This window comes from Candidatus Erwinia dacicola (assembly GCF_001756855.1).
Classification (GTDB): Bacteria; Pseudomonadota; Gammaproteobacteria; order Enterobacterales; family Enterobacteriaceae; genus Erwinia; species Erwinia dacicola.
The window spans coordinates 1-1,403 of sequence record NZ_MAYS01000455.1; the positions used below are offsets into that span (position 1 = coordinate 1).

Genomic DNA, 1,403 nt, shown 5'->3' on the forward strand with positions numbered 1-1,403 from the left:
TAAGGGCGCTACGTTCAATGGAATGAATCCTACCATCAAGACAGTTGCTCACGCGCCAGCATCGACAGCTTGTGGGCTTTCTGAGCTGCAATGCCTTTCATTGAGAAGTATTTCGCTACCAGCGGCAGTGAATAGCCGCTGTCATCATAGAAGGTGTATTGTATAGACTGGCATAGAGTTGCTGGCTAATGCATTCAACCAGGCTGACGGTTTCACCAAGTACCAGTTCGAGCTCAGATCGCAGTTGTTCCATCCGCCCTCCTTTCAAGCAGGCACGCTTATAATGGCGCTGAAAGTGGTGATTTGCTCAGCATGGAATCAAATTTGCAGGCAGTAGATCGGGGCGGCGAATGCCGCCCCGATAAAACTCAACGCATGACCGCGCGGACACGCAGCAGATCTTCCAGAGTATCAACCCCCACGCTGGGAATGGCTTTCGCCACGTCAACGTGAATCTTCTCGCCGTACCATAGCACGCGCAGCTGCTCCAGCAGTTCTATCTGTTCTAGCGGGCTGGCTTTCCAACATACATAGCGGCGGATAAAACCGGCACGATAGCCGTAAATCCCGATATGACACAGGAAGTGGTCGCCGATGGTATCGCGTGAGGCTGAAAAACGCTCGCGATCCCATGGGATGGTGGCACGTGAGAAATAGAGCGCATAGCCGTTAGCATCGCGCACCACTTTCACCGCATTTGGGTTGAAAGCCTCTTCCGCAGAGTCGATCGGCATCGCCAGCGTCGCCATACTGGCACTGCTTTTAGCCAGATTTTCTGCTACCTGACAGATGATCACTGGTGGGATCATCGGCTCATCGCCCTGCACGTTGACAATCACCGTGTCATCTGCGAACTGGTAGTGCTCAATCACTTCCGCCAGACGTTCGGTGCCTGACTGGTGATCTGGGCGGGTCATGCAGACCTCGCCCCCGGCTGCCGTGACAGCACGCGCCACGTCCTGATTATCGGTGGCAACGATCACACGTTCTGCACCGGACTCCAGTGCGCGTTCCATGACGTGGACGACCATTGGTTTGCCGTGAATATCCACCAGCGGTTTACCCAGCAGGCGGGTAGAGGCAAAACGCGCCGGAATAATCGCCACAAAACTCATGGATGGCTCTCTTCTAGGGGCAGCGTACGTGCTTCAACTTCCAGCAGTACAGGAATACCATCACGTACCGGATAGGCCAGCCCGTCTGGTTTGCACACAAGCTCCTGCTGATTTTTGTTGTAATACAGTTTGCCATGACATACCGGGCAGGCAACAATTTCAAGTAAACGATGATCCATGGTTCCTCCGCAATGAACCCTATTCTGCAATCTCTAAGAATACCATAGCTGCACTAAGGCAGTTACCGGCCGTCCACGAAAAAAAACGGTCGAATCCGTCAAGGTGGTG

At 53.5% G+C, this 1,403-nt stretch carries 2 protein-coding genes; both read right to left on the reverse strand.

Annotated features, from left to right (window positions below; all coding sequences use genetic code 11):
- Positions 1 to 368 precede the first annotated feature (368 nt).
- Positions 369 to 1,115, reverse strand: a complete 747-nt coding sequence (gene kdsB, locus BBW68_RS12195) for a 3-deoxy-manno-octulosonate cytidylyltransferase (protein WP_070135573.1) — start codon at positions 1,113 to 1,115, stop codon at positions 369 to 371.
- Positions 1,112 to 1,294, reverse strand: coding sequence for a Trm112 family protein (locus BBW68_RS12200; RefSeq protein ID WP_070135574.1), 183 nt, complete (start codon positions 1,292 to 1,294; stop codon positions 1,112 to 1,114). Before BBW68_RS12200 ends, kdsB begins: the two co-directional genes overlap by 4 nt.
- Positions 1,295 to 1,403: the final 109 nt, after the last annotated feature.